This is a genomic window from Neomoorella stamsii (genome assembly GCF_002995805.1).
Classification (GTDB): domain Bacteria; phylum Bacillota; class DSM-521; order Neomoorellales; family Neomoorellaceae; genus Neomoorella; species Neomoorella stamsii.
This window is the reverse complement of record NZ_PVXL01000055.1, coordinates 90,206-113,205: the sequence shown is the minus strand read 5'-3', so window position 1 is coordinate 113,205 and position 23,000 is coordinate 90,206. Positions and strand designations below refer to the sequence as shown.

The following is a 23,000-nucleotide window of genomic DNA, read 5'->3' as shown; positions in this document are numbered from 1 at the left end:
CTTGCCTCTACGCAGGCAATTCCCGGTATTATGTTAATGAAATAAGAATAGACACGGCCCTCAGGTATGATAATAAGTTTTAAAGGGGGGATTTCAGGTGTTCCGAGCCCGTTTTACCATGGGGTCGCGCCCTCAGCGGCGCGGCTGGCCCTGGTGGCTCACCTTACTGGCTTACCCCATGGGCTTGCTGGATGGTTACTTGTTAAGTATATGGTTGCGACGCCGCCAGCAACAAGAACCAGCCGGTTAGCCGGGGGCTAAGCCCCCTCCTTTATAATTGGATGTGTGAATTGGAACCGGCTACGCCAGTTCCTCCAGTGCTCGTACCACATGGAAGCGATAGCCCCGAGGTTATTGAAATTAAAAGAACCAGGTTCCCTTAGAGGAACCTGGTTCTGCAATTATCTGGTAGCCCTACGGGGATTCGAACCCCGGTTACCGCCGTGAGAGGGCGGCGTCCTAGGCCACTAGACGATAGGGCCTCAACCGGGGATTATTATAGCACAGGTTCCCGGGAGCCGTCAAGACGTAGTTTCTGCACCAGGGCAATTTCAGTCCCGTATTCTTCATAGGTGCTTACCGGTGTTTCTAAAAGCAGGGTCAACTCACCAAGAAAAGGATCGTTGACAATAGCAGCTATCCCCTCCTCCCCCAGTTCTCCCCTGCCGATACCGGCATGGCGGTCCCGGTGACTGCCCAGGGGCGCCAGGGAATCATTTAAATGCATGACCTTAACCCGCTCCAGGCCAATCTTTGCTTCTAACTCTTTTACCAGTTGCCGGCAGCCGGATGGGGTCCGCAGGTCCCAGCCGGCGGCGAATAGATGGGCCGAGTCAAGGCAAACACCCACCCTTTCCGGCCAGTTCAGGCCTGCCAGGATGTAACGCAAATCCTCAAGGGAACCAACTTCTTTTCCCTGCCCGGCCATGGTTTCCAGTAAAAGCATTGGGCCTGGTTCAGGGATACTTAAATAGGACTCTTTAATCAACTGGATAATCCTCTCTAAACCGGCCTCGCGGTCGCCTTCGTGGTGGCCGGGGTGAGTGATCAGGTATTCGCCCCCAATGGCAGCTACCCTCAAGGTGTCATCATGGAGGACCATACGGGCAAATTCCTGCTGCCTACCAGGCACAGCTCCCAGGTTGACGGTATAGGGCAGGTGGCCGGCAATGGGATAGAGGCCGGCCTTTTGTCTGGCCTCCTGCCAGGCGGCTATTTCTGAAGGTGGGATTTTCCGGGCCGCGCCGCCGCGGGGGTTGCGGGTGAAATACTGGAAGGTATTGGCCTTTATCTCTGTCGCCATAGTTACGGTTTTCGGTAATCCCTTTGCTATGGAAAGGTGGGCTCCCAGGCGCAGCATTTTCATGCCTTCACCGTTATAAGCACCAGTCTTCATAGGGGAATCCTCCGTCAAAACCGGCTTAATACCGGTATCTGTTCAAAACTTGTTCTTATGCTGTTCCGGGTTGTGGTATGTATTTTCTCTAACCTATCACTTGGTAAAATATCTGTCAACCCTTTACCAAAGAAAAAAACCCGGCATAATGCCGGGCTGGTTATTTAAGAGAGTTTGGTGACTTCTACCCTGGTATCGAGCTGGCCTGGTGAACCGCCGATGATATCATTCACTGCGCCACCTGAAACAGCTGGGTCCAGCCGCAGGAGGGCATTATAGTTAAATCCTGTACCCCGGCCGGGAGCATATGACGCTTCCGGCTGCCCGGCCAGCCATGGCGTGTGGCCGTATGGTTTCACGGCCGGTACCATTTTACCATCAATGGTTACGGGCCGGGAACCGTAGGCGGTATGGCCGTAATTATAACAAGTGCCGACAACGCCGGGACGGATTTTAGCAGTGACCAGTACCTGGCCTTCCATCTCAAAGCTGGCGGAACGGATTTTGACGCGGTCACCGGTTTTCAGTCCCCGGGCGGTGGCGTCATCAGGATGCATCCAGAGAGCGTTTTCGGATTCAATTTCCCGCAACCAGGCAGAGGAAATATTCCGGTGGGTGCCAATGTGCCTGGCCTTCCAGTTGATCAGGATAAGGGGTAGACCGTCTTTGTCCAGGGTTTCGCCGTTATAGAAAGAAGGTATCAGAACCCGCGGCAGGCCGTCCAGGGGACTGCCATCATAAGGATTCTTCCCTCCGGCCACAGGCTCATGGTAGAAATCTGCCTGCTGGGCCAGCTTATATTTCAGGAGGCCGCCTTCATACTCGTGACCTGGAGCCTCAAAGCGACCGCCGCGGTTCAGGACGTAGACGACCTTGCGCCAGTGCTCAGGCCGGACGGCCTGTCGCCAGGCTGCTTCATTAAAGGCTGATCCCAGAGTTTTTTGGCGCACAGCAGTAAAAAGGGCTACTTCCTGGTCACTGGCATCGGGTACCGGCTCGGGTCCATCCAGGGCTACATTGGCTACCACTTTCAGGAAGAAGTCTTCACTTCTGTGCAGGGCGCTCCCGTCGGCAAAGGCCTTTTCGCCTACACCGGGCAGTCCCAGGGCTTTAAACAGGTCGATATAGACATCCTCCACAGGCCTTGGTTCCGGGAAGACCCGGACTACGGGCTGCATGATGTGACTTGATTTTAATGGCTGGTTGGGGTAAATGGTTTCCAGACTCCAGCGCTCCAGGTAGGTCAGGTCCGGCAGCACGTAATCAGCGCACATGGCTGTTTCGCTTAAGACCACGTCGGAAACTACCAGCAGGGGTACTGCTTTCTGGTCAAGAAGAACATCCCGCTGCCATTCACCACCGGGGAGGGATAATACCGGTGATATGCGGTGAATGAACAGGGCCTGGATGGGGTAAGGATACCCTTCCTTGGCGCTAGGGAGCACCTCCTGGATGATGTGGGCCGTAAAGGGAAACCACGGCCTCCTGGCCGGGTAGCCATCTCGCTGGAAAAGGCTGGTCTTTTCATAGGCTATCCCTGTACGGGCCAGGGGAATGCCCCACGCCTTCCTCGCATTGGGTACCGTCATCAGATCGTAGGCACCTTCCAGTTCCTTAAAGCGGGCTCCGGAACTAAGACTCCCCCCCTGCCAGTCGTAATTGCCGAGGAGATGGTTCAGGCAATTAATGGCACGGATGTTATCGTAGCCGTTGACGTGCATGGCCGGGCCGCGGTAGGAGATGATGGCTGCCTTCTTGCCGTGAGAGGTAAATTCCCGGGCCAGTTCCTCAATCACTCGTGGCTCAATGCCGCAGATGGCAGCATACTCCGCCAGAGTCTTTTCCATAACCCGCTCCCGGAAAAGGGTAAAAACCGACTTAACGCGGATGCCGTTGATTTCCCTGTCAACTTCCAGGTCGCCGGCCGTTGCCCGGTCATGGGGGGTCGGGACGCCATTCTGCATAACCACGTACTGTTCGGGGGTCCCCAGACCAAGGTCGGCGGCCCGTAGTTTGGGACGGCCCGGTGCGGAGATATTAACCAGGTGGGTGGCATCGCTCCAGGTCGGTTCCCCATCGGCCCGGGCGGAGGCCAGGTTGGGATTTTCTAAATACTTCCTATCAAAACGCTCGTTTTCAATGATCCACCTGGCCATACCCAGAGCCAGGGCGGCATCAGTACCAGGAATAATTGGTACCCAGCGGTGGGCCTTTTCAGCAATGCGGCTTAAACGGGGATCGATTACTACCAGTTTCATGCCGCGCTGGAGGGCATTGATGATCCTGGGTGCCAGCCAGGTCGGTCCTTTGTTGGCTACCAGGGGATCGGTACCCCAGATGATGAGGAACTCGGTGTGATCTATATCAGCGTACATCCTTTTTTTCTTCTTGGGGCCGTTAAAGGAACGTATATTTCCTTGCACGCCGCTCACGCCGCAAACGCCGCTGTGGTGGTAGAAATTGGTGCTGCCCAGGCAAAGTTTCCAGAGACGATCCTGGATGAGTTCCCGCCGGTCCCCGGCCATATTTACCACCTGGTTTACCTTGGGCCCCAGGTCTGGATGCCTGGTATCAATGAGGACATCTTTATAACGCCGGTCAAATTCCTCCCATGGCATCTGGCCTTTTTTGACTTTATCCCAGTCAGCCATGACGGGCTCCTGGGGCACATAGGCCACCAGGGAGCGGAGGCCGGGGGTTCCCAGGTCAGGGCTTCCTTCCAGGATCTCTTGCAGGGCCTGTTCCCAGGTAATGGTCTGGAACTGGCCGCTACCGCGCGGCCCTACCCGTTTCAGGGGCTGGCGCAGGCGGTAACGGTCGTAAGCCACCTGGATACCGGCCTGTCCTTTCAGGCAGGTACGGCCACCCCTGAAGCTACGGCCGCCACGGGCTATGTCCCCCCTGCCCCGGGCGGCTTCCTCGGGCGGGGTGTTATAGGGGATGGGTCCAAAGGGGACGGTATTGAGCTGGCTGTAGGGGTTACCGGCAATTTTGCGGACCATTACCCCTTCCGGCGTTTCCTGCACCACGGCCTTGATGGTGCAGTGGGTATTACATTGTTCGCAGACGGTGTAAATAACACTGTCGGCCCCATAATCACCGGTGGCTTTACCTGTACCGTGGTTTTGTGGCGGGATCCACAAATGGTCCAGGCCTGTGGCCAGGGTGTCCGAACTGCCCCCGGCCAGCAGGGCCATAGCTGCACCGCCCGCCGCCAGGCTACCGGCCAGGAAGTGGCGGCGGGTTATTTTTTTACCCCCTTTTTTTTCACTCATGGGATACCACGCTCCTTTCATCTACTGGCTCCATGGGGAGCCAGCCAATGAGAAGGGTATATAAAAGGGCACCCAGGCTGATAATGCCGGTGGCAACCAGCCATTCGGCCAGGTTGGGGACATAGTAACCAGCGGGCAAGCCGGGTAACAGCGGCGGTATAAGCGCCGGTACAACGATATTGAACCGTACGGCCAGGATTCCCACATCTACCAAGGCCGCAGCTATAACCTGAGCCCATACGGACCGTGCTGTGACCGGATAAAAATAGAGAAAAAGAGGAACAACCGCCCCCAGGCCCAGCTGGACACCCCAGTAAGTCCAGGCAAAGGGGCCGCCAGTCATAACCTTTAATGTGGCCAGTTCAGCTTCTTCCAGGCTGTAAAGCCCGATAAGGATTTCAAAGAACTGTAAGCCCAGGTCCACCAGCAAAAAGGCGATCATGAGCCCGGAAAGATTCCTTACCAGGGCGGGGTCAATACCTGGCTTCCCCTGCCGGTGGCGCAGGGCGTAGATAATAGTAAGGAGCGCGGTACCCGAAACCAGGGCCGAAATGACAAACACGACGGGAAAGATGGCCGTATTCCAGTAAGCCCGGGCCTTGACCACGCCAAAAAGGGCTCCTGTACCTCCGTGGACGCCAAAGATGGCAATGGGGATACCGAGGATGCCCAGGATCTTCAGCCAGGCGGCGTCACGCCCGGCGCTTCGCGGGGAGAGATCCCTGTACCCCAGGGTAAGGAAGCCAGCCAGGGCCCCCCTAAAACCTTTTTCCTGGCTCCTGCGCACCAGGTCGCGGCGCAGGGAAAAATAGAGTTCAGCCATTAAGAGGAGGACGTAAAGTACATAAAACCTGATCTCCCACCCCAGGATGCTGGTCCAGTTCCAGTATACCAGGGCATGCCAGAACCGTTCCCAGTGTCCCAGGTCAAAAAGGATGAAGGTCATGGCCACAGCCATACTGAGTATGGCCACCAGCAACGCATCCCAGGCCACCTTTTCGAATTGTTTGAAACCGAAGACGGAATTCAAGGTTGAAAGCAGGAAGGCGCCCGCGCTCATGCCGACAAAATAAATGTAAAAGGCAACCCATGCTCCCCACGGGGTGGTGCTGGTGAGATAGGTAGCAGCCAGGCCATGGAGACCACGCTGGATGGTACCGTAAAGACCTAACAAGATCCCGGCCCCAAGTAAACCGTACCAGAGGGTCTTGCCGGGGTTTGGGGACACAGAGGGGGAAACCGATGGCACTGCCATCCGGAAAACCTCCTTTCAATTATCTGAGATAAAAAACTCGTGGTTCTGTACCCAGCTCCTCCTTCAGGCGAAAGGCCCGCGGACTGGTTACCAGCCTGGCGACGATACTTTCCGGGTCATTTAAGTTTCCAAAGTAGCGGGCATCTCCCAGGCAGGTTTCCACACACGCCGGTTCCTCACCCCGTTCGAGGCGGTGGAAACAGAAATGGCACTTGCGCGTTACCCCTACCGGGACCTTTTTCTTCCGCCGTGGCCCGCGTTCAATACCATACTCGGGAGCCTGGATCGCCAGGGCTCCTATCATTTCTTGCCCGTAATCTTCACCAAAGTCAAAGGAGCGGGCCCCGTAGGGGCAGGCCGTAATGCAGTAACGGCAACCGATGCACCGGTCGTAATCGATGGCTGTGATACCGTTGGCCATCTTATAAGTGGCGCCGACAGGACAAACCTGGGCGCATGCCGGCCGGTCGCACTGCATGCAGGGCCGCGGCAGGTGAGTAACTGTTACCCGGGGAAAACTCCCCCGCTCTTCTTCCAGGACAACATTGTAGCTGACTCCCGGGGGTGTCCTGTTTTCAGCCTTGCAGGATACCGTGCAGGTGTCACAACCCAGGCATTTTTGCAGGTCGATGACCATGGCCCAGCGGGGGTTCTGGTCGGTGGTTCGTTCTGACATTCTTTTTCACCTCCTGCTCCTTATTTGTGCTAACCAGTACATACCCATGGGTATGCAAATTTCGTGCCACCCTTCGCCAGCTACCGTGACGAACTGCCGGGGCATTATTAAAAGGCCTGCCCAAAAGGGCAAGCCTTTTAATAATGACATTATGTCATGGTCCGTGACAATTTGTCAGGGGATTAATGGTGCGAAGGTTGCCACCCATATTGTTCCAGTTTACGATAGAGGTTGCGCACGCTGATGCCCAGTACTCTGGCAGCCTCCGTACGATTCCAGCCGGTAGCCTCCAGCACCCGGCGGATGTGTCTCTTCTCCACTTCTGCCAGGGGCAAAAGGGTGGGGTCGCTGGCCTCAGACAGCTGCTCTACAAAAATATCCTCCGGTTCCACCGGCCGGTTGCCGCTGAGAAGAAGGCCGCGTTCCAGCAGGTTGAAGAGTTCCCGCACATTCCCCGGGAAAGAATAAGCCATGAGGGTTGCCATGGCCCTGGGTGTCAGGGCATCTGGCGCTGCACCTTTGAGGCGTAGGAAATGCTCTACCAGGAGGGGAATATCTTCTCGCCTTTCCCTCAGTGGAGGTACAAGAACCTGGACCACGTTTAGCCTGTAGTATAGATCCTGACGGAAACGCCCGGCTTCCACTTCTCGAAGCAGGTTCCGGTTTGTAGCGGCTACCATGCGTACATCGGCCACTCGCTGGCGGTTATCTCCTACCCGGCGGTACTCGCCCGTTTCCAGAAACCGCAGCAACTTGGCCTGGAGGGCTAGATCCATCTCGCCAATTTCATCGAGGAAGAGGGTTCCCCCTTCGGCAGCTTCTACCAGCCCGGCTCGGGCTGTGGTGGCGCCGGTGAAGGCCCCGCGGACGTGACCGAAGAGCTCGCTTTCCATGAGATTTTCAGGAATGGCCGCAGAATTGACGGCAATAAAGGGCCCGTCCTGACGCCTACTTTCCCGGTGAATAGTCCGGGCAACTAGTTCCTTCCCGGTCCCACTTTCCCCCAGAATGAGGACCGGGACCTCGGTGGGAGCAACCCGGTGCACCACATCCAGCATCCGCCTGATGGCTTCACTACGACCGACGATAGTAGCGGTGACCGTACCGCGTGAAGCCAGGCGCAGGCCTTCATTATGAACTACCAGGGCGCGTCTATCGGCGGCTTTTTCCAGGACTACTTCCAGTTCGGCCAGGTTGACTGGCTTGGTCAGGTAATCATAGGCTCCGATCTTCATAGCCTCAATGGCTGTTGCAATGGTGCCGTGGCCAGTAAGAATCACTACTTCCAGATCTGGTTGCCTTTCGCGTGCCTGGTGCAAAAGCTCAAGTCCGTCCCCGTCCGGGAGCTTCAGGTCAAAAATTGCCACAGAATAAATGGCAGTTCCCAGGCGGGCCAAGGCTTCACCAGCAGTACCGACACCATCAGCTTTCCACCCCTTACGGTTTAGACGGCCTACGATGAGCTCTCGCAGAGCTTCTTCGTCGTCTACGACAAGAATACGGGGTAAATCTTTCATTGATTCTCCTCCTTACCCTCACCTGCCGCTATGTTCTCTCCCGTGCTGGCCAGGGGTAGAGTCACCGATACGGTGGTCCCGCGCCCTGTTTCACTGTTTATAGTGAGGTTGCCTCCGGCCTTGGTAACAATGTGGTGGCAAATGGTCAGCCCTAGACCAGTTCCCTGACCTGGTGGCTTGGTAGTAAAGAAAGGCTCGGTGGCCCGGGACAAATATTCTGCCGGAATACCTTTGCCGGTATCAGCGATACGGATAATTATCATTCCGGCTTCTTGGAAAAGATCAATGGTCACCCTACCACCGGCCGGGGTGGCATCCAGGGCGTTTTGTAACAGGTTAAAAAGCACTTGCTGGAGTTCAGAGGTATCGATCTTTACCCTGGGGAAAGGCTTAATAGATGGAGCCTCCCAGTTAAGGGCTACACCCTTTTTGTGAAAGGCATAGCTTACCAGGGCTACTGTTTCCTTCACCGCCGTTAGTACATCTGCCGGGCCGGTTTCACCAAGGGGGGGCCTGGCAAAATCCAGGAGGCGTCGCGTAATTGTTTTGCATCGTTCTACCTGAGCCCGGACTACCCCCAGGTATTGCTCCAAGGTGCCGCTTTGTACCAGGTAATCCCAACCTTCCTCTTGCCCACGATCGGCCAGGTCTTCCGCATAAGCCGCTAATGTAGCCAGGGGGTTGTTGATTTCGTGGGCTACGTTTGCCGCCAGCTGACCAACTGCGGCCATTTTTTCTGCCCGGCGGATGGCTTCTTCCATACGGGCCTTTTCGGCTAGTTGCCGTACCATGGCGTTAAAGGAGCGTTCCAGATGGCCTATTTCTGTCGTTGATCTTTCAGGTACTGTGATATCCAGCCTGCCACGGCCAACCTCGGCTGCGGCCTTACTGAGGCGAGTAATGGGGGCTGTAAACGCCTCGGCGGCTTTATATCCACATACAGAGACCAGAGCTACCACTATCAGTAAAAATAGCAAGAGTTGGCGGGTATGTTGTTGAAGGCGGAGCAGGGCCTCTTCCATTGGGACCTCTACCAGGGTTACCCAACCCAGACCCTCCACCACTTTTCCGGCCCCCAACATTTCCCTGCCATCCGGTAAGTTGTACTGCAGAGGGATTGCCTGCTTACTTGTGTTATTGAAAAGAATTTGTTGCACACCTGGGTGGTTACTTAGGTCCTCTCTAAGAAGTACTGAGCTGAAGTCAGGGTGGCCAATGAGCTTTCCCTGCCTGTCAACCACATAAAAGGTCGCTCTCTGCAGAGAAATAAGGGCTGTTACATGATCCATGACACCGCGCAGGCTGACCTCGCCCCAGAGCACTCCAACCGGGCCCCTGGCCTTACGATCCGGAATAGGAACGGCCATAGCAAGAAGTGGTCGCCCATCAACACCTGGTTCAGGCGTACCAAAGGCTGTCTGGCCTGTAATGGCCGTATTCCACACCTGTTGTCCGTGCATATTTACCAGGTCGGCGGGGGTAATAACCCTCCGCCGGGAAACCCGGGTTAACTCGCGACCTTCCTGGTTAGTCACGCTGACTTCTTCCAGGACAGGTACCTGCTGTAAGAGGGAATATAAAATTCGTTCTTGTTCTTCTGGCTTTGATGTAAGCAATGTTTCACGATAGGTAGTGGCCACCAGTTTCATCTGATCGGTCACGCTGACGGTGGCCAACCATACCGAGGAAGCAACCTCTTCTACAGCCTTGAGGTTTTGGCTTTTAGTAGATTCAACCAAGTCTGCGCGCAGGGTGCATAAGTGGTAAGCACCAAGAAGATAGAGTGGTAGAATCGTTAGCACCAATCCGGCCAGCAATACTCGAAATCGGATTCTATTCCACCATGAGAACGGCATTGCTATTGACACCTCTGTCCAGGATTTGACTCGCCAAACCCAGTACGGTAGGAGAAATTTCTATTCCCAACTGTCGGGCCACCCCCAGGTTCACAACCAGTTCCAACCTATCCGGAGTTTCAATCGGTATGGCAGCCACGTCCTTACCAGCTAGAACCTTAGCCACCAGCCTGGCTGCCTGCCGACCTTGCTCAACAAAAGGGCATCCGTAAGCCGCCAGGGCACCGGCTTCGGCATCGGCTGCATTCAGGCCCATTACCGGCCAACCTTTGGCAATGGCTGCTTTCCCGATACTTCCCATACCCTCTTCAAGTAAAAAGCCAGACATAACCAGGACAGCATCAGCTGCTTCTGGTGGAATCATTTCCAGATTTGCCTTGAGTTCTTTGAGGGAAGTTACGGCCATCACGTGTAAGAGGATGTTAAGTTTCCGGGCAGCTTCCTGCACTACCGCCAGGCTGGCCGGTCCAGGTACGACCCGGGGATCGTAAAGAACCAGGACCCGCTGAATACCAGGCACCAGTTTGACCAGGAGTTCCAGCCTTTTCCCGGCCAGGTCTACGTGATAATTATCGATGCCGGTAATGGTACCGCGGGCTCCCAGGTCGCTCTTCTGGACATTCCAGGTAGCAGCTGCCCCCATAAAAATCAAAGGGATGTTTACTTTTTGGGCTTGGGGAGCCAGTACTTCAGCTTCCAGCCTCCCACCGGCCACCAGGACGTCTGGCTTTTGGGCCACAAGTTCTGTGGCCAGGCGTTCCAGGTCGTCCCGCTGACTCCTGGCATTGGCTGTTATAAAGGTTATATTCTTTCCTTCGGTATAACCCATTTGGGCCAGGCCGTCTCGCAGGCCGGTAAGTTTTTCCTGCCGGGCGTCATTCATCAAAAGCACAGCCACCAGGGGTTGTTGATCCGTCTTGCGAACAGCATGGAAAAAAAAGAAGATGGTAGTTACGACTAAGGCAACGATTATCCATATCCATACGTATTTCTTCATTCAGGAACCGCCCTTTCTAAATTACTAAATATAGTTCGGTTTCCTAATATGTTCTTTTTCAGTTTTTATAGTTTACACTTTTATAGTTTAGCAAATTTCGTGTCACGTGTCAGGGAACAGAAAAACCCCTCCATTCATGAGGGGTCATCAAGGAAGTAACTCTTAGAATACGTCCAGGCTAATCATTAAGACACTTGTCAACCTGGAGATTGGTATTATCCTTCATCTCTGCCAGGAGCATCCCGGCCAGGATGAGCAAGCAGCCGGCCCCCTGGCGCCAAGTCAGGATCTCCTGGCCCCTTTTTATTTTCCGTTACCAGCAATGCCCTGTCAAGAATAATCGTCCCCGGCAGGATTTTTATTAATTAAGGCGAATAAATACTAGATTGTTGCCCGTTGTAAGTTACATTACTAAGGAGGAGAAAGTTCATGAAGGCGTGGCAAAAGATATTTAGTTTACTGGTTTTGGTGCTTTTACTCGCTGGCCTGGCCGGCTGCGGGAGCAGCGCTTCCCAGGATAAAGGTTCCGGCACACAAACAAAGCCAGCCACTTCTGGTACCAGCACCCCAAGCAGGCCCAAGTATTCTGTGGCCCTGGAAGCCACCTTTGCGCCCTTTGAATTCCGGGATATGAAGACGGGTGAATTTACCGGTTTTGATATCGACCTGATCAAGGCCATCGGCCAGGTAGCCGGCTTTGATGTTGAGATTAAAGAAATGGGCTTTGATGGCATAATTACAGCGCTGCAGACCAATAATGTCGACCTGGCCATCTCCGGGATCAGCATTGATGATGAACGCAAAAAAGCAGTAGATTTTTCCCTTCCCTACTACCAGTCGGGACTGGTGGTGGCGGTAAAGGCGGATAACAATACCCTCAAGGGCTTTGATGATTTAAAGGGCAAAAAGATTGCCGTCCAGATCGGTACCACCAGCGCCAAGGAAGCGAAAAAAATACCCGGGGCCAAAGTGACTGAACTGGATAAAGTGCCCGACCTCTTTCTAGAACTGAAAAATGGCGGTGTCGACGCCGTGGTAAATGACCTGCCTGTTACCGCCTATTACATTCAGCAGGGTAATAAAGACATTAAGATTGTCGGGGATGTACGGTCGGCTGAGTACTACGGTATTGCCATACCCAAGGGTAAACCGGAAGTCCTGCAGAAGATCAATGAAGGGTTAAAGACCCTCAAGGCCAACGGCCAGTATGCGGCAATCTATAAGAAATGGTTCGGCCAGGAGCCGCCTGCTTTCCTGCCCGGTGAACCGCCCCAGCAGAAGCAATAATTTCCTGGGGATAAACAGTATGCGTAACACCATCCGGTGTTACGCATACTGCTGTTCCGGGTCTAGTGAGGTGAAATTTTTTGGGCTTAGTTATCCAATCCCTGCCCTATTTATTGCTAGGGGCCGTGCAAACTTTAAAGATAACCTTGGTTGCCGTTTCATTAGGATGCGTTTTCGGGCTTATTGCCGGTATGGGTCGCCTTTCCCGCCGGCGGCTGACCAGTTTTCTGGCTACCTGTTATGTTGATTTTTTCCGGGGTACGCCTTTACTGGTCCAGATCTTTATTGTCTATTACGGCTTTCCCCAGTTACTGAATGAAGGGCAACAGTTTTTAATGGCCCACTTTGGCTTGCCCCAGCTCTTACAAACCACCCACATCCCTGTCTTTGTGGCTGCTACGGTATCTACCAGCCTGAATAGCGGCGCCTATGTGGCCGAGATTTTCCGGGCTGGTATTCAATCCATTGAAAGAGGCCAGGTGGAGGCGGCCCGTTCCCTGGGCATGACGGAAAGGCAAACCATGCGGTATATTGTCCTGCCCCAGGCCTTTAAGCGGGTTATTCCTCCTTTAGGGAACGAATTTATTGCCATGCTCAAGGATACCTCCCTCCTCTCCGTTATCGGTTACGTGGAATTGACCCGCCAGGGACAGTTGATTAGCGCTGCTACCTTCAGACCTCTTGAGGTCTTTTTTGCAGTGGCCCTCATTTATTTAGTTATGACCTTTACCATTTCCCGCCTGGTTGATTACCTGGAAAGGAGGTTGCGGACCGGTGACCATGATCGAAGTTAAAAACCTGTATAAAAGTTTTGGTTCCCTGGAGGTATTACGGGGTATAAATTGTACCATCGCTGCGAAGGAAGTCGTGGTCGTCATCGGTCCCAGCGGCTCCGGGAAAAGCACTTTTCTTCGCTGCCTCAATTTGCTGGAAAAACCCACCCGGGGGGAGATCATTATTGACGGTATCTCCCTAACTGATCCCCGGACTGATATTAATGCCGTGCGCCAGGAAGTAGGCATGGTCTTCCAGCGCTTTAATCTCTTTCCCCATAAGACGGTCCTGGAGAATATAACCCTGGCGCCTATTAAGGTGCGCCGCTTGCCGGCTGCCCAGGCTGAAAAACAGGCCCGGGAACTGCTGGCCCGGGTAGGTTTAAGCGATAAAGCTGCTTCTTACCCCGAACAGCTATCAGGAGGCCAGCAGCAACGGGTCGCCATTGCGCGCGCCCTAGCCATGCAACCCAAGGTGATGCTCTTTGATGAACCCACCTCGGCCCTGGACCCGGAGATGGTTGGCGAGGTACTGGCAGTGATGAAGGACCTGGCCCGGGACGGCATGACCATGGTGGTCGTAACCCATGAAATGGGTTTTGCCCGGGAAGTAGGCGACCGGGTGCTCTTTATGGATGAGGGCTTGATTATTGAAGAAGGGACGCCGGACCAGCTCTTTAATAACTGCCAGAACCCGCGCACCAGGGCCTTTCTTAGTAAAATACTTTGATTAAAATCCTTTAAGACGTTACCGGTGAACTTCATGGGGCATTTATGGCGTCTTTAACAATGGCAGGATAACCGTGAAGGTGGTACCCTCTCCTACCCTGCTTTCTACCTTAATCTCTCCCTGATGTTGCTCGACAATCCAGCGGGCAATGGCCAGCCCCAGGCCGGTACCGCCGCTGCTGCGGGTGGTGTCGGCCCGGTAAAAGCGTTCAAAAATGTGCTCTAGATCTGCGGGAGCAATGCCGGGCCCAGTATCCTTCACCTCGATAACCAGTCCTTCAGGTTTAACAGATGCCGCCAGCTCGATCTCACCCCCGGTAGGAGTGTATTTAAAGGCATTATCCAGTAAGATAAAGAGTAATTGCTTTAAATAATCCCGGTTGCCCATGATCTGCCTTCCCGTCAGGTTTTCAAGGCCGGTGGCCGTAAAGTAGGCCTCGCCCAGCAAGGGAGCCTGGCGGGCTACTTCCTGTAAAAGGCCGGCTATTTCCATGGGCTCGCGTTTAATTTCCTGGCCGGCGTCCGCCCTGGCCAGGGTAAGGAGGTCATTCACCAGCCGGCTCATCCGTTCGGCTTCGCTGGCTATATCAGCCAGGGCTTCTTCCTGGGTTGCCATGTCCGCACCCTTCATTTTACGCAGTAAATCCACATTACCGCGGATGGTGGTCAGGGGGGTACGCAATTCATGGGAGGCATCGGCAACAAAGCGGCGCTGGGCGCTGTAGGCTTCCTCCAAACGGGTGTAGGCCCTTTGCAGGCGGCCCAACATGGCATTAAAAGTGGCCGCCAGCCGGCCGATCTCGTCCATGGGGCCATGGTAGGGAACGCGCTGGGCCAGATCCCTCCCCTCCCCTATCTGTGCCGCCACCTGGGTCAGGCGCTCGATAGGCCTGAGGGCTGCCCGGGCGAGGATATAGCCCAGGATGGTAGCCATTAAAACAGCAACCAGGCCCAGGAAGATAAGTACCCGGCGCAGGTTGCCCAGGGTTTTTTCCACGGTACTTAAAATGGTAGCTACCTGGAGCAAGCCCACCGGTTGGCCCCTGAGAAGGAGGGGTACATTGTAAACCCTTAAGGAGTAATTATCGATGGCCTCTGTCGTAAAGAAAGCAATACCCTGGCGGGCCTGGATTAACGTTTGGGGTCTCACCGGCAGGGTCTGGCGGCCTAAATTGTACGACCTGGTAACCACAAAGCCCTCGCTGTCGACTATTTGCAAAAAGATATCGGGAGCAGCAAAAACGTTAACATCGGGCAGGGTGATACGCTGCTGGCGCAGGAAATTGCTTTCGACTTTTATGGAGCTGACGACCTCCTGGGCGCGGAAAGCCAGGGAACGATCAACGGCACTGGTCAGGTAGCGTCCCATGAAGAGGTAGACCAGGCTTCCCAGGACGAGAAAGGTGAGGGTCAGGATAACAGTAACTAAAAGGGTAAGGCGCCAGCGTAGGGTCATGGCTGTTGCTCCTTGAGGACGTAGCCCACCCCGCGGACCGTCTGGATAAGGCGCGGCTCGCCCCCCGCTTCCAGCTTGGAGCGTAAATAGCCAATGTAAACTTCCAGTACATTGGATTCGCCGCTGAAATCATAACCCCAGATGCGGGTCATGAGCTCGTCGCGGGTAAGGACCCGGAGGGGATTTTGCAGGAAATAAGCCAGTAGTTCATACTCCTTGGCTGTGAGGGTAAAGGTTCGCGCGCCTCTTTTTCCTTCCCTTGTGGCTGTATTTAAAGTTAAATCGCTGTACTGGAGGATTTTTGGCTCTTTTCCCCGGGACCGGCGCCGCAGTAGGGCGCGGATGCGAGCCAGCAGTTCTTCCAGGGCAAAGGGTTTAACCAGGTAGTCATCGGCCCCGGTATCCAATCCCAGGACCCTGTCGGCGGTATCATCCCGGGCCGTTAGCATGAGGATGGGAATATCACTGTGGGCCCGCAACTGCCGGCATACGGCCAGGCCGTCAATGCCGGGCAGCATGATATCAAGGACAATGAGGTCGGGCTGGCTAGCCGCCAGAGCCAGGGCCTGGTGACCGTTGCTGGCGACTTCTACATCATAACCTTCGTAGGTCAGAGCCCTTTTTAGCATGGAGGTAATCTTGGCATCGTCATCGACAACGAGGATGCGGGTCCGCAAAAATATCACCCCTCAAGTTGTTTCAAATATAACGCGGGGTTAAAATACTGTCAAGGGTAGCGGCCCGTGTTTTATGCCGGCCGGGAGGACGCCCTGCCCTTTGTCGAAGGGGCCAGGAACTTATGCTCGCGCTAAGCTGGTTATATAGTTGTAGATTGCTGTAACTTACAGGTTGGCCTGAGTCCCCAAAAATGAAACCGGGTACGCCTTGACTTTAACGTGGTTTTGTGCTAATATACTTTTTGCGCGGGAAAACAATGCGGGATGGTGTAGCGGTAGCACCCATGACTCTGGATCATGTTGCCCAGGTTCGAATCCTGGTCCCGCAGCCAGAAATTATCTACCCCTTCCTGTTGGAAGGGGGTTTTTGCTTTTTATAACGCCTGCAAGTCTATACCAATATTGCTAAGGGGCCAGTATGCTGTTACTGGCCCCTCCCTTTTACTAAGCCGAGTTTTCCCGGATCCACCTGGAGGCCCGGGACAGGCGCTCGAGGACGGTTTCCCTACCCAGTAATTCCAGAATCTCAAAGAGGCCGGGGCCCATGGTGCGGCCGGTGACTGCCAGGCGGGTGGGATGGAAAAGCTGCCCCGTACTTATCCCCTTTCTTTCAGCCAGGGTCCGGTAAGCCTCTTCAGCTGCCGCGGCAGTAAATTGGGGTAAAGCTGCCAACTCTTCCCTGGCTTCATCCAATAGGGCGGCGGCCCCGGGTTTACTGAAGTGCTTACGGACACCCTTTTCCTCATAGGTGGTTACATCGGTAAAGAAATAGCTGGCGGCATCGGCCACTTCGGCCAGGGTCTTGACCCGGTCGCGGACGGCAACAATGATGGCCCGGACATGGTCATAATCCTTCTCCGGTAACGGGTCAGGAAGGAGCCCTTTAGCCTGTAAAAAGGGCACGGCCAGGCGAGTGATCCGGTCGAGGTCACCCTCCCGCAGGTAGTGGCCATTAATCCAGGTTAGCTTTTTGGTATCGTAAATAGCGGCATTTTTAGAAACTCGCTCCAGGGAAAAATTGTTAATCATCTCCTCCAAAGGGATAATTTCTTCTTCCCCTTCAGGTGACCACCCCAGGAGGGCCAGGTAATTGATAATGGCTTCCGGCAGGTAACCTTCATCCCGGTATTCTTCTACCGAAGTAGCACCATGGCGTTTACTTAACTTGCTGCGGTCGGGGGCCAGGATCATGGGCACATGAGCAAAGGCCGGTAACTCATACCCCAGGGCCTGGTAAACCAGGATCTGTTTGGGAGTATTGGAGAGGTGCTCCTCAGCCCGGATGATATGACTGATCTGCATTAAGTGATCGTCAACCACGGTGGCAAAATTATAGGTTGGCATGCCATTGGATTTAACAATGATAAAATCATCGATGGTATCATTATCAAAGGAGACATCACCGCGAACAATATCCTTTACGGTCGTTGTACCCTGGTCGGGAACTGCCAGCCGGATAACCGGCTGCCGCCCCTCCTTTTCCAGGCGGGTACGATCTTCCGGCGTAAGATAACGGCAGCGGCGGTCGTACATGGGGGGGCGACCTTCGGCCTGGGCAATCTTACGCCGGGTGGCCAGTTCTTCCACGGTACAGTAGCAGAGGTAGGCTTTACCTTCATTTAACAGCCGGGCTGCCGCCTGGCGGTAAAACTCCAGGCGTTGGGACTGGAGATAAGGTCCATAAGGGCCGCCCTTTTCCGGTCCTTCGTCCCAATCAAGGCCCAGCCAGCGCATGGCGGCCAGGATTTCCCGGTAGGATATATCCGTCGAACGTTCGGTATCGGTATCGTCAATACGCAGGACAAAGGCACCTCCATAGTGCCGGGCAAAGAGCCAGTTAAACAAGGCTGTACGAGCCCCGCCGATATGTAAGCTGCCGGTAGGGCTGGGGGCAAAACGGACACGAACCGTGGACAAACGACAACACTCCTATCTTAATAACACTTGATACTGGGCTTCCAGGCGGCGGGCCATGGCCGCTGCCGCAAGGCCGGCAGCATTATGACGGGCCTGTTCACCCATCCGCCGCCTGAGGCTTAAATCCTTAACTAATTGCAACACACAAGCGCTGAAGGCATTTATATCTAGTGGGGTTAAAAAACCATCTTTTCCATTGACAACCATTTCCTCGACACCGTAGGCCTTGACGGCAACTACCGGCAGGCCGGCAGCCTTGGCTTCCGCGATTACCAGTCCCTGGGTTTCGGTGACTGAAGCAAAAATAAACAAGTCGGCCCCCGCATAGACGGCCGGCATTTGTTCAAAGGGAAAAGACCCGGCAAAGGTAACGGCCTGGTTGATTCCTAAAGAACGGGCCTGGCTTTGCAGGGTTTCCTTTAAGGGGCCGCTACCCACCAGGACCAGGCGGGTATGCGGTACCTGCTGGTGTACAAGAGCAAAGGCCTGCAGGATAAAGGTGATGTTTTTTTCCTTACCCAGGCGTCCTACATGGAGGAGCATGACCTCCCCCGGTGGTAGTTGCAGGTAGCGGCGCAACCAGGTGGGATCTAGGTTTTGAAAGCGGTCCAGTTCAATACCAGTGGGGATACTAACCACCGGTACCTTGACGCCGTTTTCCTGTAAGTAAGCGGTAATGACCTCTGTCGGTGTAATTACCAGCTGGCAACGGTTACAAAAAGATACGGTATAATGGCGGACTGCTTTGCGCATCAGCCTGGGTGCCAGGGGAAAATAGTGCACATATTCTTCATAAAGGGTGTGATAAGTGGCCACCAGCGGTAGCCCCAGCTGCCTGGCCATCCGTGCCCCCAGCTGCCCCATTAAAAAAGGTGAATGGACATGGATAAGGTCGATCCTTAACTCCCGCAAGGCCCTGGGCAAAGCCGGCGCCACCGGGATGGCCAGGGCAAATTCTTTAAAGGTAGGTGCCTTTAGCGAACGGAAACGGTAGATGTCTTTTTCGGGCCGGCATTTACCATAACTGGGAGCAAAAATAGATACCTGGTGACCCAGGTTCCGCAGTTCATTAGTAAAGGTGACAATGGATCTTACTACCCCGCTGGTATATGGTAAATAGCTGTCAGTGAAAATGCCAATATGCAATTTTGGAGCCGCCTTTCTTTAGGTGGCATTCCGGGCAACAGCCTGGACAATATCGTGGCGCCGTACGAGCCCTATTAGCTGGCCTTCGCGGACAACTGGCACCTGCTTGATTTTATGGTCCGTCATTAAACCGGCGATTTCAGCGATACTGGCGTCTTCCCTGACGGCAATAACTCTGCGCGTCATGATTTCTTTAACAGGTCTGGCGGTGAGGAATTGGACCTTAGTGGTTAAATCATTATTGTCTTCCAGGACAAAGAGCGAATTAAAAAGATCGACAAAAACCGGGCGCCGCTGGCGAACGGCAGCCATGATATCACCATCGGTAATTATGCCCTTGATCTTACCCTCCTTATCAATAACAACAGCGCTGGTAACGCCCTTCTGGACAAAAAGCTGGACTACATCACCAACCATATCATCCGGGTGGACGACAACTATATCGGTAGTCATAATATCCCTGGCCAGGATCACGGTTTATTCCCCCCATTAAACTTATTATATCACTACGGTCGCAGGGTAGCTACTACCCGCTGGGGTTTTAAGAGGAAATCAAGGGCGGCCAGGATACTGGTAAAAACCACGTCCGCCTGTTGCAGGGCCTGGAAGGCGGCTCCTTCGGGTCCTAAAACCAGCAAACCCAGGGCGGCCCGGCTGAGCATTTGAGCATCATTGACGCCATTGCCAATGGCAGCTGTATGTTCTGCTCCTAATTCCGTAATTATACGTTCCTTATCCGGCCCGCCGGCCTGGCTGTCGACTTTAGTTAATACCACCGGCAAGTGCCGGCAGGCAGCGGCAGCTGTACCGAAGGTATCGGCCGTCAGGATATAAACCTTAAGCCTTTCCGCCAGGGCCTGCAGGCGCTCTGCCACCCCCGGCAGGAGCTGGCCGTCGCAGGCAATGGTACCGTTAAAGTCCAGGACTACCTGGTGAATTTCTATCCTGCGCCCGGGTACTTCATAAATTAGCATGTGCTTTTCCCTGCCAAAAATATTTATAATGTTCTTCCTGCTTGCCGGCAGGATTTATATCAGGGTAAACGAAATAAAATTAATTAGACATTAACAAAGGAGGTTGGCCAGGATGTTTGTACGCGACCATATGACTCCCAATCCCATTACAGTTACCAGGGAGACTTCCGTCCTGGATGCCCTCGAGCTAATGAAGAAGCATAAAATCCGGCGCTTACCTGTGGTCCAGGATGGACGGCTGGTAGGGTTGGTTACTGAACGGGATATCTTAAGGGTTTCTCCTTCCCCGGCTTCAACCCTCAGCGCCTTTGAAGTCAATTACCTGGTAGCCAAGATGACGGTTAAAGATGCCATGATTAAACGCCCCATTACCGTTCCTCCAGATATGACCATTGAAGAAGCGGCCCTTTTGATGCGGGAGCATAAAATTGACAACCTCCTGGTCATGGAAAAGGAAAAGCTCGTCGGTATTATTACCCAGACCGACCTCTTTGAGGCTTTGATTAAACTCTTTGGCCTGCGGCGCCCGGGTGTGAGGGTTACCCTGGAAGTAGAAGACCGCATTGGTGTCCTGGCTAACATTGCCCGGCGGGTAGCAGACGCCGGCATTAATATTATTAACGTTGCCAACCGCCATAAAGACGATGTCCATACCTATGTCGTCCTGCGGCTGGCAACAGATGATGTCAGCAATCTCCTACCCGCTCTGGAAGCCGGGGGCTACCGGGTAGTCCATGTGAGTTCTTATAGCGGCTGAATTTTAACCGCATTTACTGAAGCCACAGCTGCAGGTGACGCAGCCTTCCTGGAAATGGAGGTTAGAACCGCACTCCGGGCAGATACCCTTCTGGATGAGTTCGGCTTCTGCAGCCGGGCTTAAAGGCTGGAAACTGGCCTGCTGGTTTTCAATGGTAGCGCTAATCTCGGCCAGGGCGCGGGCGCTGAAATCAGATGGTAGCTGGTAAGAACCGTGGTCGTGCCAGTTTTTCAGCTCCTGGGCCAGGACGCGGCCGATGATGTCCGGGCAGGATTTACCGACTATACTTTTATCGGTGGCCCGGCGCCGTAAGAAATTGGGGCAGCTTACCGAGGTGAGCTGGTCAATAATGGCCTCCGGGGCGATATTGGCCCGCAGGGCCAGGGAAATCAGCCGGCTGACACCTTCGGTAAATCCGCTGCAGCCACCGGAAGAGCCGGTGGTGATAAAGGTTTCGATTAAACCCTCCTGGTCATAATTGACGGTGATATACATTTTACCGCAACCCGTCTTAACCTGCTCGGTAACGCCGCAGGTACGTTTCGGCCGCGGCCGGGGATGGGTTTTCTGGCCGGAGGGCGTCTTGACAGTAGTATTTTTGGTGCCGCTGACCAGCACTTCCTGTTCCCGGCTGCCGGAACGGTAGACTGTCACCCCTTTACAACCCAGCTGGTAGGCCAGTTCATAGACCCGGCGGACATCTTCCCTGGTGGCACCGGGCGGGAAGTTAACCGTTTTGGACACGGCATTATCGGTACTGGCCTGGAAGGCGGCCTGCATGCGGATGTGCCACTCCGGGGCGATTTCCAGGGCCGTGACAAAAACCCGGCGCATATCCGGCGGGATCTGCTTAATATCATGGATACTTGTCCCGGCGGCAATTTGCTGGAAAATTAACCTGGCCTCATCCGGCGCAAAATTTTCCTCTATGTAGGCCTGGAAAACGGGGTTGACCTCAATAAGGCTTTCGCCATCCAGGACGTTCTTAGTATAGGCCAGGGCGAAAACCGGTTCTATCCCTGAACTGGTACCGGCAATCATGCTGATGGTACCGGTAGGGGCAATGGTGGTGCAGGTAGCATTGCGGAGCTTCTGCCCCCGGTAAATGCTCCTGTCGATATTGGGAAAGCTGCCCCGCTCTTCCGCCAGCATCCGGGAAGCCTGGCGGGCTTCTTTTTGAATAAAGGCCATGACCCGGCGGCCCAGCTCGACTGCTTCTTCTGTATCATAAGGAATCCGGAGCAAGAAAAGCATATCGGCCCAGCCCATGACTCCCAGGCCGATTTTCCGGTTACCCATGACCATGGTCTTTATCTTTTCCAGGGGGAATTCGTTGATCTCAATAACGTTATCCAGGAAGCGTACCGACCAGTAAACTGTTTCCGCAAGCCTCTCCCAGTCTACGCCGCCCTCCCGGACCATATTGGCCAGGTTCAGGGAGCCAAGGTTACAGGCTTCATAGGGCAGCAGTGGCTGTTCGCCGCAAGGGTTGGTGGCTTCTATCTCTCCCAGTTCAGGGGTGGGATTATCTTCATTTAAACGGTCCAGGAAGATGATGCCCGGCTCGCCGTTGGCCCAGGCATGGTTTACGATTTCCTCGAATACCTGCTGCGCTTTCAGCTTCTGGTATACTTTGCCGCCAAATTTTAGCTCATAGTAATCGTCCCGGGCCAGGGCTTCCATGAATTCCTTTGTCAGGCCCACGGAGATGTTGAAGTTAGTTAGTTCATTGTTATTTTCCTTGCAGCTGATAAATTCCAGGATATCGGGGTGATCCACCCGTAAGATCCCCATATTGGCCCCCCGCCTGGTCCCTCCCTGCTTGATGGCCTCGGTGGCGGCATTGAAAACCTTCATAAAGGATACGGGGCCGGAGGCTACCCCGCCGGTAGAGCGTACGGGGCTGTTTTTCGGCCGCAGGCGGGAAAAGGAAAAGCCTGTTCCCCCGCCGCTTTTATGAATCAGGGCCGCATCCTTAACCGCGGTAAAGATGGCCTCCATACTGTCTTCCACCGGCAGGACAAAGCAGGCCGACAGCTGGCCCAGCTCCCGGCCGGCGTTCATCAGGGTGGGGCTGTTGGGTAAAAAGTCCCAGCTGGTCATGAGCTGGTAAAAGCGCAGGCTTATGTCTTCTAGCTGCTCTTCTGTCAAGGCGGGGTTGAAAATTTTTTCCGCCCCGGCTACCGCCCCGGCCACGCGGCGGAACATCTCCTCCGGTGTTTCCACCGGGACACCATTTTCTTTCTTCAAGTAACGTTTTTCGAGTATTAAGCGGGCATTGTCTGTTAATTTCATTCTGTCACCATCCATAA

At 54.3% G+C, this 23,000-nt stretch carries 18 protein-coding genes, 2 tRNA genes and 1 pseudogene; 6 read left to right on the top strand and 15 right to left on the bottom strand.

Annotated elements, in window-relative coordinates:
- The first annotated feature begins 97 nt into the window (after positions 1–97).
- Positions 98–250, top strand: a complete 153-nt coding sequence (locus tag MOST_RS17330; protein WP_157049505.1) for a hypothetical protein — start codon at positions 98–100, stop codon at positions 248–250.
- 156 nt (positions 251–406) lie between these two features.
- Here the strand turns inward: MOST_RS17330 and MOST_RS12610 are convergent.
- The 8 genes and pseudogenes from MOST_RS12610 to MOST_RS12575 form a co-directional block, all read right to left on the bottom strand.
- A tRNA-Glu gene (locus MOST_RS12610) sits at positions 407–482 on the bottom strand.
- Between the two features lie 14 nt (positions 483–496).
- Positions 497–1,396 (bottom strand): deoxyribonuclease IV, encoded by a 900-nt coding sequence (locus MOST_RS12605; RefSeq protein ID WP_244267168.1) that lies wholly within the window; start codon positions 1,394–1,396, stop codon positions 497–499.
- A gap of 164 nt (positions 1,397–1,560) precedes the next feature.
- Positions 1,561–4,671: a molybdopterin-dependent oxidoreductase gene (locus MOST_RS12600; protein ID WP_054937646.1), complete on the bottom strand. Its 3,111-nt coding sequence runs from the start codon at positions 4,669–4,671 to the stop codon at positions 1,561–1,563.
- Positions 4,664–5,926: an NrfD/PsrC family molybdoenzyme membrane anchor subunit gene (gene nrfD / locus MOST_RS12595; RefSeq protein WP_106007176.1), complete on the bottom strand. Its 1,263-nt coding sequence runs from the start codon at positions 5,924–5,926 to the stop codon at positions 4,664–4,666. Before nrfD ends, MOST_RS12600 begins: the two co-directional genes overlap by 8 nt.
- Before the next feature lie 19 nt (positions 5,927–5,945).
- Positions 5,946–6,572, bottom strand: a pseudogene (locus MOST_RS12590) (4Fe-4S dicluster domain-containing protein); the annotation flags it as partial.
- Positions 6,573–6,784: 212 nt separating this feature from the next.
- Positions 6,785–8,119, bottom strand: coding sequence for a sigma-54-dependent transcriptional regulator (locus tag MOST_RS12585; RefSeq protein WP_054937643.1), 1,335 nt, complete (start codon positions 8,117–8,119; stop codon positions 6,785–6,787).
- A complete protein-coding gene (locus tag MOST_RS12580) occupies positions 8,116–9,921 on the bottom strand; it encodes a sensor histidine kinase (protein WP_161952847.1) in 1,806 nt (601 codons plus the stop codon). Before MOST_RS12580 ends, MOST_RS12585 begins: the two co-directional genes overlap by 4 nt.
- A 31-nt stretch (positions 9,922–9,952) precedes the next feature.
- On the bottom strand, positions 9,953–10,972 hold the full coding sequence (locus MOST_RS12575) for an ABC transporter substrate-binding protein (protein WP_054937641.1): 1,020 nt from the start codon (positions 10,970–10,972) through the stop codon (positions 9,953–9,955).
- Between the two features lie 429 nt (positions 10,973–11,401).
- Here MOST_RS12575 and MOST_RS12565 point away from each other — a divergent pair, with 429 nt between their 5' ends.
- From MOST_RS12565 to MOST_RS12555, 3 genes are all read left to right on the top strand, one after another.
- Complete coding sequence (locus tag MOST_RS12565; protein WP_054937640.1) at positions 11,402–12,259, top strand: basic amino acid ABC transporter substrate-binding protein; 858 nt, start codon at positions 11,402–11,404, stop codon at positions 12,257–12,259.
- An 80-nt stretch (positions 12,260–12,339) separates the two neighbouring features.
- On the top strand, positions 12,340–13,053 hold the full coding sequence (locus MOST_RS12560) for an amino acid ABC transporter permease (protein ID WP_054937639.1): 714 nt from the start codon (positions 12,340–12,342) through the stop codon (positions 13,051–13,053).
- On the top strand, positions 13,040–13,762 hold the full coding sequence (locus MOST_RS12555; RefSeq protein WP_054937708.1) for an amino acid ABC transporter ATP-binding protein: 723 nt from the start codon (positions 13,040–13,042) through the stop codon (positions 13,760–13,762). The genes MOST_RS12560 and MOST_RS12555 overlap by 14 nt, the downstream gene beginning before the upstream one ends.
- A gap of 42 nt (positions 13,763–13,804) precedes the next feature.
- Here the strand turns inward: MOST_RS12555 and MOST_RS12550 are convergent, their stop codons facing one another.
- Together MOST_RS12550 and MOST_RS12545 are read right to left on the bottom strand one after the other, a co-directional pair.
- Positions 13,805–15,217 (bottom strand): sensor histidine kinase, encoded by a 1,413-nt coding sequence (locus MOST_RS12550; protein ID WP_054937638.1) that lies wholly within the window; start codon positions 15,215–15,217, stop codon positions 13,805–13,807.
- Positions 15,214–15,894, bottom strand: a complete 681-nt coding sequence (locus MOST_RS12545; RefSeq protein ID WP_083476757.1) for a response regulator transcription factor — start codon at positions 15,892–15,894, stop codon at positions 15,214–15,216. The genes MOST_RS12550 and MOST_RS12545 overlap by 4 nt, the downstream gene beginning before the upstream one ends.
- Before the next feature lie 258 nt (positions 15,895–16,152).
- Between MOST_RS12545 and MOST_RS12540 the strand changes: the two genes are divergently transcribed.
- Positions 16,153–16,226 (top strand) — tRNA-Gln (locus tag MOST_RS12540).
- A 112-nt stretch (positions 16,227–16,338) separates the two neighbouring features.
- Here MOST_RS12540 and gltX read toward each other — a convergent pair.
- Genes gltX through MOST_RS12520 form a run of 4 tightly spaced genes read right to left on the bottom strand, consistent with a single transcriptional unit; the run spans position 16,339 to position 19,931 of the window.
- Positions 16,339–17,811, bottom strand: a complete 1,473-nt coding sequence (gene gltX / locus MOST_RS12535; RefSeq protein ID WP_054937637.1) for a glutamate--tRNA ligase — start codon at positions 17,809–17,811, stop codon at positions 16,339–16,341.
- 12 nt (positions 17,812–17,823) lie between these two features.
- Positions 17,824–18,957 carry a glycosyltransferase family 4 protein gene (locus MOST_RS12530; RefSeq protein WP_054937636.1) on the bottom strand — a complete coding sequence of 378 codons (1,134 nt, stop codon included), beginning with the start codon at positions 18,955–18,957 and terminating at the stop codon, positions 17,824–17,826.
- Between the two features lie 18 nt (positions 18,958–18,975).
- Complete coding sequence (locus tag MOST_RS12525; RefSeq protein ID WP_054937635.1) at positions 18,976–19,431, bottom strand: CBS domain-containing protein; 456 nt, start codon at positions 19,429–19,431, stop codon at positions 18,976–18,978.
- A gap of 32 nt (positions 19,432–19,463) precedes the next feature.
- A complete protein-coding gene (locus tag MOST_RS12520; RefSeq protein WP_054937634.1) occupies positions 19,464–19,931 on the bottom strand; it encodes an HAD family hydrolase in 468 nt (155 codons plus the stop codon).
- Positions 19,932–20,043: 112 nt separating this feature from the next.
- Between MOST_RS12520 and MOST_RS12515 the strand changes: the two genes are divergently transcribed.
- Complete coding sequence (locus MOST_RS12515; RefSeq protein WP_054937633.1) at positions 20,044–20,688, top strand: CBS and ACT domain-containing protein; 645 nt, start codon at positions 20,044–20,046, stop codon at positions 20,686–20,688.
- 3 nt (positions 20,689–20,691) lie between these two features.
- On the opposite strand, the gene MOST_RS12510 is transcribed toward MOST_RS12515, so the two are convergent.
- A complete protein-coding gene (locus MOST_RS12510; protein ID WP_054937632.1) occupies positions 20,692–22,983 on the bottom strand; it encodes a vitamin B12-dependent ribonucleotide reductase in 2,292 nt (763 codons plus the stop codon).
- Positions 22,984–23,000 lie beyond the last annotated feature (17 nt).